Here is a 7,744-nt window from a genome sequence, read left to right as displayed (position 1 = left end):
TTGTAAGCGGCGTACGACAGCAGCCCTGTGATCGCGAGGATGGGGATGCCGACCAGCAGCACGATGCCGAACACCGAGGTCAGCCACGGGCCGCGTAGCGGGCTGCGCCAGAACTCCGGCCGGAACGGGCCGGGCGGCGGATGTTCGCGCAACCACTCGGTGAGACCTCGGCCTGGGCACATGGTTTTCCGGCCGGGGTTCGGAACGGGCTCACCGTCGTGCTGAGCGGGTCCTGGCGACGGTCGATCTGACACGGATCACCCCCGGAGTCAGTGCCTGACGCGAAACGGAGGAACGCTCACACAAGCAGCCCGACATGGGGCTCTGAGTCCTGTTTCCGATAGAAAAGGTCCTTCTGAGTATTATAACTTACCGTTATAAATCTTGATCTGACAGTGATCGAGGCGTGTTCGCCAAGGGGTGCCCGGTCACCGAAGACGACCAGGGCGGCTGGGTGAGTGACGGCGCGGGGAGGGGCGCAGGCGGCCAGCCGGACCGGCGTATGGGGCGCGTAACCGGTCGACACGCGTCCGCCGCGGAGTTCTTACGGGCCGTGAACTTTCGCGCCGTTCTCCGGCCGCCACCGGATCAGGCAATAGCGTCGGCGGGATGAGGGTATTGGTAACCGGCGCGGCCGGATTCATCGGAAGTCATGTGGCCGAGCTGCTGGAGGCGGCCGGCCACGAGGTCGCCGGTCTCGACCTCCGGCCCCGGGCCGGGCACCTGGTCGGCGACGTGCGTGATACCGAGCTGCTCACCCGGTCGTTGCGCGGGATGGACGCGGTGGTCCACCAGGCGGCGAAGGTTGGCCTCGGAGCCGACGTCTCCGATCTGCCGGACTACGCGTCGGTCAACGTGTACGGCACCGCCGTACTGCTCGCGGCCATGGCGGAACACGATGTGGGACGGCTGGTCCTGGCCTCGTCGATGGTGGTTTACGGCGAGGGCGCCTACGACTGCCCGGGACACGGCCGGGTACGGCCCGGCCCGCGTTCGCGGGAGGATCTCGCCCGCGGCGGGTTCGAGCCCCGCTGCCCGCGGTGTGGAGCGGAGCTGACCTCGGCCGTGATCGACGAGGACGCGCCCCTGGACCCCCGCAACGCCTACGCCACGACCAAGCTCGCCCAGGAGCACCTGGCCGCCAACTGGGCGCGGGAGGTCGGCGGCACGGTGGTCGCGCTGCGCTACCACAACGTCTACGGGCCGAGGATGCCCAGGGACACCCCCTACTCCGGGGTGGCGGCGATCTTCCGATCCGCGCTGGAGGCGGGCAGGGCCCCCCGGGTGTTCGAAGACGGCCGCCAGCGGCGTGACTTCGTGCATGTCGGGGACGTGGCCCGCGCCAATCTCGCGGCCCTCGGAGCGGTCACCCCCCGAGGGGCGCTGACGGCCTGCAACGTGGCCAGCGGCGAACCACGCACGATCGGGGAGATGGCCTCCGCTCTCGCGGCCGAGCACGGAGGTCCCGAACCGGTCACCACCGGCGAGTATCGCCTCGGCGACGTGCGGCACATCGTCGCCGCCCCCGACCGCGCCGCACGTGATCTCGGGTTCCGCGCGGAGATCGGGTTCGCCGAGGGGATACGGGAGTTCGCCGCGGCGCCCCTGGGCTGACCTTTACCACGGCGACATCGCGTACGCCGGGTCCATGCTCCGGCCCTCGGCGGCCATGACCCGTCCCGGGCGCACCGGGCTGTCGCGGCGGATACCGGCACACGAGTCCGGTGGATCACCACGGGGAGATGACGAGGCCCTGCAGCAGGAGTCCGGTCAGGGCCTGGACGGCGAGCCACCGGCGGCCCTGCGCCCTCGGCGACCAGGCTGCGGCCAGGACGATCCAGGTGGCGTAGGGAACCCAGATGCGCTCGACCTCCCCCCTGGTCACCCCGCTGACGTCGAGGGCGAGCACGGCCACGATCGCCGCCGCGACCAGGGCGCGCACACTGCCGGGCGTCATCCGTACCAGGCCCGCGGCGGTCGCCGGGCCGGTCAGCAGGGCCAGCACGGCCAGGTTGGCGACCAGGAAGTAGAGGTAGGGCCGGGCCGCGCCGGGGTCGGCGGCCCACTCCGCGTGGGTGGCGAGCACCCCCGACGGCCACAGGAAGCCGCCCGCGGCGAAGGCGGCCGTGACCGCCGCCGCCCCCGCCAGGCAGGCGAGCGCCGTCGCGCGGGAGATCCGCGCGGCGAAGGCGGCGACCACCGGGATCAGCAGGTAGGGCACCAGGCCGTAGCTGAGATACGGCAGGGCCCCCAGCAACACTCCGGCCGCCACCCCCGGGAGAACGCGAGCCCTGCCCCCGGCGCCCCCGCACACCAGCAGGGCCACCCCCAAGGCGCCAACCCCCGCGAAGAAAGCGTCCATGCTCGTGGCGATCCACACCGCGACCGGACTCAGCGTGAGGTAGGGCAACGCGAGCCGAGCGATCTCCTCTCCCGCGAGCCGCCGGACGGTGAGCGCAACGGCCACGACCGCCGAGCACCCGACCACCACGACCAGCACCGCCGCCCAGAACGGACCGGGCAGCCCCACCCTCGCCAGGACCCACAGCACCAGCACGGGCAACGGCGGGTGCCCCCGCACATGGGTGGGATAGCCGGGAAGCCGCTCGGTGAAGGAGGCCAGCCAGCCCAGCGGATCGTCCCCAACCGCGGGCAGTACGGCCAGGTACTCGTACGGGCCGGTGAGGGGCCGGGCCAGCCCCTCGCCGGAGACGGCCAGCAGCACCGTCCACGCCAGAGCCGTGCCGTACGCGACGAGCAGCGCCGCCCCGAAGCGCAGCCGCGCGGTCAGGGCGGGCAGCGCGGCGACCGCGAGGACGGCCAGGAGCAGGGGCGCCGCGAGCGAGGGCGGCGGCGTGCGGAAGTGCCCGTGCAGGGGCGGCAGGTGGTCGATGGGCAGCATGCCCAGCGCGTGCAGGACCGCCCCGGCGGCGAACGCCGCGACGACGAGCGAGGCCCAGACGACGAGCGCCGGCCCGCTCCGGCGGCCGTCGGGACCGGCACTCGCCCGTGACGGGCCGTACTCCGCACGTAGGCTCCTGACCCGCCGCCGGAAGTGTGTGATCACCCTCCTACATTAGGTATGAGCTGGGATTTTTCCGCGACACGTCACCACCCCATAAGGGTTGACAGGCCCCGTCGACCTTAGCGTCTCAAGCATGAAGATCGATGTGGTGCTCCCGTGCCTGGACGAGGAGACGGCCCTGCCGTGGGTGCTGGGGCGGATGCCTGACGGTTACCGGCCGATCGTGGTGGACAACGGTTCCACGGACGGATCGGCGCGTGTCGCGGCCGAACTGGGAGCGCTGGTGGTGAGCGAGCCCAGACGCGGGTTCGGCGCCGCCTGTCATGCGGGACTGCTGGCCTCGACCGGCGAGGTGGTGTGCTTCATGGACGCCGACGCGTCGCTGGACCCGGGCCAGCTTCCACGGGTGACCGGGCCTGTCGTCTCAGATCACGCCGACCTGATGCTCGGCAGGCGGGTCCCCGTGCCGGGAGCGGCCTGGCCGCTGCACGCGCGGCTGGGCAACGCCTTCCTCGGCTGGCGGCTGGCCGGCCGTACCGGCACGAGGCTCCGCGACATCGGCCCGATGCGGGCCTGCCGTCGCGCGGACCTCCTGGCCCTGAACCTGGTCGACCGGCGCTTCGGCTACCCGCTGGAGATGGTGCTGCGGGCGGCCGACCGGGGCTGGCGGATCGCCGAGACCGGGGTGGACTACCTGCCTCGCGCCGGGCGGTCCAAGGTCACCGGCACCGTACGCGGCACGCTGCGCGCGGTCGGCGACATGCGCAAGGTCCTGAGCGAGCGGGGCGGCACGAGATGACCGGCGATCGGAGCAGGATGTGGCAGGCCGCGCACGCCCGGGACCGCGGGCGGCCCGGCGCGCCCCGCGCGGCGGGAGACCGACGGCGTGACCCGCTCCCATGCCGGGTCGTCGACGACATCGACGGTGGGGGCCAGATCGTCGTCATCGCCAAGGAACCAGTGGCCGGACAGGTCAAGACCAGGCTCACCCCGCCGTTCACCCCCGCCGAGGCCGCGCTCCTGGCCACCGCCGCGCTGGCCGACACCCTGGGCGCGGTGGCCGACGCCCCGGCGCGCCACCGGGTGCTGGCACTGCGCGGCGGCACCGGCCCCTGGCTGCCGCCGGGCTTCGCCGTCCTGCCGCAGCGGGGCACCGGGCTGGACGAGCGGCTCGCCGCCGCCTTCGAGGACGCCTACCGGGCCCACCCGCTGCCCGTGGTCCTGATCGGTATGGACACCCCGCAGGTCACCCCCGCGCTCCTGGCCGGCGCGCTGGCCGCGCTGGCCACCCGCGACGCCGTGTTCGGCCCCGCCGCCGACGGCGGGTTCTGGCTGCTCGGCCTGCGCCGGCCCGACCCCGCGCTCCTGCTCGGCGTGCCGATGTCGCAGCCCACGACCGGCGCCGCCCAGCTGTCACGGCTGCGTACGACGGGCCTGTCGGTGGGGATGCTGCCCCTCCTGCGAGACGTCGACACCGCCGGCGACGCCGCGGCGGTGGCGGCCCAGGCGCCCTCGTCCCGCTTCGCCGCCGCCCTCGCCGCGCTCGGGACGGGAGCGACCCGATGAACCGTGCGACTGCCTGCTCGTAGGAGGGAGGCTCCGCCAGCGGTGGACCGTTGTGGCGGAAGATCACTGTCTCGGTCTCGGGCTCTGCCGGGATGTATTCGACCATGAGGGTGGGCGGGTGGCGGTAGCCCGGGTAGGGGTCGCCGCTGTGTTCGCTGGAGTAGTACTGCCGCCAGTTGATCGCCGCGGTCTCGCTGACGGCCCGCAGCACCACCCCGTGGTTGGGCACGTCCTGCTCGATCCAGGCGCGGGCCATGCCGGTGACCCGGCGCACCAGCTGCTCCTCCTTGGCGCAGTTGTAGCCGGCCTTGTTCCCGCCCTCCAGGCTGCTGGAGACCGAGGGCTGGCTGGACCAGCTCAAGCTGGAGGTGGTCCATGACGAGGTGACGCGGGCGGCCGCGATGCCCGGCCCGAGGTTCTCACCGCACAGCTGGCCGTTGGGGCCGCCGGACTTGTAGTTCCACACCCACAGGTCCGCATTCACCACGGTGGCGCCCTCGAGCACAGGGTCCTCGGTGTCGAACTTCAGGTACACGCGGGCGATGTCGGCGCTGGTGGAGGTGGTGCCGGCGCGCAGCCAGCCGGCCGCGGCGTTGTTGGTGCCGGGAATGCACTCGCGCCGGCACCTGGAGGCGTGCGTGTTCTCCCACCTGGTCGCCGAGCTGCGCTCGGGTGACATCGCGGTGACCGGTTCGGACTCCTACACCAACCTGAACGCCCAGCTCATGAGCTGGGAAGAGTGCGAGCCGCTGGCCGCGCAGTTCTGCGAGCAGGCCGGAATCCCGGCCGAGGCGTCCGCGCTGGTCGCGTACTACCGCCGCCAGCTGTCCACGGCCGCAGCCGAGGTCGACGCGGGCTACCCGGCCGCTGGAGGGCGCCGACCCGCGCCCGTCGGTGCTGGCGCTGGAGCAGGCGGTGCATCAGCGGCTGCCCGAGCGCAGCCTGCTCGACATCCTGACCGGGTGGCCGCGCCATCTCGGGCCGGCGTCGGGGTTGGACCCGAAGATCCGCGGTGACGCGCTGGGCCGGTACGTCCTGAACGCCGCCGTGCTGTGGACGACCCGCTACCTGGACGCCGCCGTCGCCTGGTTGCGGGCCCTGCCCGCCGGTCAGTGCGAGTACGACGTCCTGGACGAGGACGTGGCCCGCCTGTCCCCACTCCGTCACGCGAACCTCAACTGCCTGGGCCGCTGCAGCTTCCGCGCCTCTGCCCCTGCGGGCGGCGGCCTGCAGTCCCTGCGGGGCCCGGCCGCCGCTGACCTAGACGAGGAGGAGGTGGCGTAGCGGGCGACGGCGATCGTGGGCGCCCGGGGTGCTACCAGGCTTGTCCCTCCGGCAGGTCGCCCAGGCCCGGGGCGGACAGGTGCAGTACCTCGTAGCGCTCGGTCGCGTCCTCGTCCGGCGCGGACGTGTCCGCCCACAACACGAACCGCAGCAACTGCCAGTGGTGGGGGTCGACAGCCAGTGCGGCGGTGTGCACGTCGTCATGACGGGAGAGCTGTTGCAGCTGTTCGGCCTCCCGCGCGAGCAGCGCGGACAGGCCCACTCCGGTGCCGTCCGGGTCCGCGTCGGAAGGTACGGGGGTGAGGTGACGCGAGGCTGCCCTGGGAGGAGCCGTACGGGCGGGGCCGGCGTGGCAGGCGATGCCTGTCCAGTGGCGGACGGCGGGGCGGCCGAAGTCCCGGATGATGTTTTGGAATCCGCCACCTCCGACGAGAAAGTGGGCCATCGGGCCGGCGCCGTTCCACAGGTAGAAGGGGGCGTACTGGTTGACCGGCGAGCCGTCGATGCCGCGTTCGCGGATGACATACGCCTTCAGGCCCAGTCCGGCGCGGTCGTCGAGGACGTGGCCGCCATCGGCTACCCGCTTGCGGATGATCTTCATGTCGTAGCCGGCGGGCAGGGTGATCTCGTATTGCTTGGCGTACACGAAGGGTGCTGCCTTCCCGATGAATGGTCAGTGGGATAGAGAGCCGGCGGAGTATTCGGCCTCGGTGACATGAGTGCCGCGTTCGGCTTCGGTGCCGTCCTCGGCCACCTCCTGGATAGCCAGGTGGGTCATGAAGGTGGTGGGAGAAGCTCCGTGCCAGTGCCATTCGTTCGGTGCGATACGCACACTGTCGCCGGCCCGGATGGTGCGCACCTCTCCGCCGCGGCACTGAACGAGTCCGGTCCCTTCGGTGACGTGCAGGACCTGTCCGAGAGGGTGGCGATGCCACGCGGTGCGGGCGCCGGGCGCGAAGTGAACGCTGTCGACGCGGAAGCGCGACGATCCCTCGGGGGCGGCGATCTCGTCGACCCATGCCGCACCGGCAATCCACTCGGAGGGAGCGACAGCGGTGGGTTGTGGTGTACGGGAAATACGCATGAAGAACAGGCCCCTTCTACTTGTGGGTGGTGGCGATATGCGTGGTCAGCAGGCCCAGCACCCCGGTGATCGCCTGGTCGAACGGCTGCACGGAGTCGGCGGCACGGGCCAGGACGTAGCCACCCTGTAGGACCGCGACGACGGTTGCGGCGGCAGTCTGCGGGTCCAGCGCGGTATCCAGTTCACCGCGCTCGCGTCCCTCGGCCAGGACTTCAGCGAGGCGCTCACGTAGCCAGGCCAGGGTTTCGTCTACCGGGGCCCGCAGTGTCGGGTCGGCCATGACGTCCGGGTCTTGGGTGAGACGTCCGATGGGACAGCCCTTGAGGACGTCCCGCTCCCGGCGCAGGTACGCGGTGATGCGGTCCATGCTGGTCCCCGGTGCGGAGAACTGCTCCTCGGCCTTGGCGCGCATCTCCTCGGCGGTGCGGCGAATCGCGGCGAGTGCCAGGTCCGGCTTGCCGGCGAAGTGGTGGTACATGCTGCCTTGTCCGGCCCCGGCCCGCTGCTGGATCGCCTTCGGGCTGGTGCCGGTGTAGCCGCGTTCCCACAGCAGTTCGCGAGTGCTTGCGATGAGACGTTCCGCAGTGCTCATGAAACGAGTGTACATACTAGTAGGTACAGCCACGCCTTAAGGCTTCCAGTGCGGCTATGGACTCTCACAAACGGGGGGGACCAAGTGCGAGAGTTTCGGGGTCGAGGAACAACGGGACAGTCATTAGCGGTACGGGCTGTTCGAGCAGGTCAGGTCTGAGTTGTTTCCGGGTACGGCTCGCGCGAGCCGTACC

Annotated in this window: 9 protein-coding genes and 1 pseudogene; 5 read left to right on the top strand and 5 right to left on the bottom strand. The window is 71.7% G+C overall.

The window, feature by feature from the left end:
- The first annotated feature begins 609 nt into the window (after positions 1–609).
- On the top strand, positions 610–1,614 hold the full coding sequence (locus ABZ260_RS41925) for an NAD-dependent epimerase/dehydratase family protein (protein WP_355628902.1): 1,005 nt from the start codon (positions 610–612) through the stop codon (positions 1,612–1,614).
- A gap of 115 nt (positions 1,615–1,729) precedes the next feature.
- Here the strand turns inward: ABZ260_RS41925 and ABZ260_RS41920 are convergent, their stop codons facing one another.
- On the bottom strand, positions 1,730–3,067 hold the full coding sequence (locus ABZ260_RS41920; protein WP_355628899.1) for a hypothetical protein: 1,338 nt from the start codon (positions 3,065–3,067) through the stop codon (positions 1,730–1,732).
- Positions 3,068–3,158: 91 nt separating this feature from the next.
- Between ABZ260_RS41920 and ABZ260_RS41915 the strand changes: the two genes are divergently transcribed.
- Together ABZ260_RS41915 and ABZ260_RS41910 are read left to right on the top strand one after the other, a co-directional pair.
- Positions 3,159–3,824: a glycosyltransferase family 2 protein gene (locus ABZ260_RS41915; protein ID WP_355628896.1), complete on the top strand. Its 666-nt coding sequence runs from the start codon at positions 3,159–3,161 to the stop codon at positions 3,822–3,824.
- On the top strand, positions 3,821–4,591 hold the full coding sequence (locus tag ABZ260_RS41910; protein WP_355558783.1) for a TIGR04282 family arsenosugar biosynthesis glycosyltransferase: 771 nt from the start codon (positions 3,821–3,823) through the stop codon (positions 4,589–4,591). The genes ABZ260_RS41915 and ABZ260_RS41910 overlap by 4 nt, the downstream gene beginning before the upstream one ends.
- Before the next feature lie 199 nt (positions 4,592–4,790).
- On the opposite strand, the pseudogene ABZ260_RS41905 reads toward ABZ260_RS41910, so the two are convergent.
- A pseudogene (locus tag ABZ260_RS41905) lies at positions 4,791–5,168 on the bottom strand (DNRLRE domain-containing protein); the annotation flags it as partial.
- Here ABZ260_RS41905 and ABZ260_RS41900 point away from each other — a divergent pair.
- On the top strand, positions 5,107–5,607 hold the full coding sequence (locus ABZ260_RS41900; protein ID WP_355628905.1) for a hypothetical protein: 501 nt from the start codon (positions 5,107–5,109) through the stop codon (positions 5,605–5,607). The pseudogene ABZ260_RS41905 and the gene ABZ260_RS41900 overlap by 62 nt on opposite strands.
- Positions 5,507–5,875: a hypothetical protein gene (locus ABZ260_RS41895; RefSeq protein ID WP_355628893.1), complete on the top strand. Its 369-nt coding sequence runs from the start codon at positions 5,507–5,509 to the stop codon at positions 5,873–5,875. Before ABZ260_RS41900 ends, ABZ260_RS41895 begins: the two co-directional genes overlap by 101 nt.
- 31 nt (positions 5,876–5,906) lie before the next feature.
- Here the strand turns inward: ABZ260_RS41895 and ABZ260_RS41890 are convergent, their stop codons facing one another.
- The 3 genes from ABZ260_RS41890 to ABZ260_RS41880 are packed head-to-tail and all read right to left on the bottom strand — an operon-like array spanning position 5,907 to position 7,551.
- A complete protein-coding gene (locus ABZ260_RS41890; protein ID WP_355628890.1) occupies positions 5,907–6,521 on the bottom strand; it encodes a DUF4865 family protein in 615 nt (204 codons plus the stop codon).
- Positions 6,522–6,548: 27 nt separating this feature from the next.
- Entirely contained in the window at positions 6,549–6,959 is a 411-nt protein-coding gene (locus ABZ260_RS41885) for a cupin domain-containing protein (protein ID WP_355628887.1), read from the bottom strand.
- Between the two features lie 16 nt (positions 6,960–6,975).
- A complete protein-coding gene (locus ABZ260_RS41880) occupies positions 6,976–7,551 on the bottom strand; it encodes a TetR/AcrR family transcriptional regulator (protein ID WP_355628885.1) in 576 nt (191 codons plus the stop codon).
- Between the last annotated feature and the right edge of the window lie 193 nt (positions 7,552–7,744).

Source organism: Streptosporangium sp. NPDC006013 (assembly GCF_040614275.1).
Lineage (GTDB): Bacteria > Actinomycetota > Actinomycetes > Streptosporangiales > Streptosporangiaceae > Streptosporangium.
The sequence above is the reverse complement of the archived record's forward strand: the minus strand, read 5'-3'. Positions and strand labels throughout refer to the sequence as shown.

Excerpts from the sequence above, each read along its gene's own strand:
- ABZ260_RS41885 (WP_355628887.1), bottom strand. The coding sequence starts at position 6,959 with ATGCGTATTTCCCGTACACCACAACCCACCGCTGTCGCTCCCTCCGAG.
- ABZ260_RS41915 (WP_355628896.1), top strand. The coding sequence starts at position 3,159 with ATGAAGATCGATGTGGTGCTCCCGTGCCTGGACGAGGAGACGGCCCTG.
- ABZ260_RS41925 (WP_355628902.1), top strand. The coding sequence starts at position 610 with ATGAGGGTATTGGTAACCGGCGCGGCCGGATTCATCGGAAGTCATGTG.
- ABZ260_RS41880 (WP_355628885.1), bottom strand. The coding sequence starts at position 7,551 with ATGAGCACTGCGGAACGTCTCATCGCAAGCACTCGCGAACTGCTGTGG.
- ABZ260_RS41910 (WP_355558783.1), top strand. The coding sequence starts at position 3,821 with ATGACCGGCGATCGGAGCAGGATGTGGCAGGCCGCGCACGCCCGGGAC.